Here is a 501-nt window from a genome sequence, read left to right on the forward strand (position 1 = left end):
CCTCACCCAGGGTGAGGATGAAGGCGGCGCCCGCGAGCGGGACGATCAGAAGCCCGGAGAGAATGCCGAGGCCGAGCATCAGTGGGTCCCCCCAGGCACGCCGGAGACGAGGTACCACGTGATCAGGCCGGCGACCCCGACGAGCATCACGAAGGCGTAGTGGTAGACGTAGCCGGTCTGGAGGCGGACCACGCCGCGGGTGATGTCCACCACCCGGGCCGAGATGCCGTCGGGGCCGAGGCCGTCGATGACGCGCCCGTCACCCTCCTTCCAGAGGAACAGGCCGAAGTTCTTGGCCGGCCGGACGAAGATCCGGTCGTAGATCTCGTCGAAGTACCACTTGTTGAGCAGGAAGCGGTACAGGATCGGCTGCGACTCCGCGAGGCGATGCGGCAGATCGGGCCGGCGCAGATACATCCAGAAGGCCAGCAGGAAGCCGATCACCAGCATCACGAAGGGCGAGGCGGCGACCCAGCCCGGCGCGTCGTGGATCTTGTGCAT

1 pseudogene is annotated in these 501 nt (G+C 67.1%); it reads right to left on the minus strand.

The features are described from left to right. Positions 1–78: 78 nt before the first annotated feature. Positions 79–501 (minus strand): annotated as a pseudogene (locus C1631_RS25420) (hypothetical protein); the annotation flags it as partial.

Origin of the sequence: Chryseobacterium phosphatilyticum, from assembly GCF_002899825.2 — a bacterium.
In the GTDB taxonomy this organism is placed as follows: domain Bacteria; phylum Bacteroidota; class Bacteroidia; order Flavobacteriales; family Weeksellaceae; genus Chryseobacterium; species Chryseobacterium phosphatilyticum.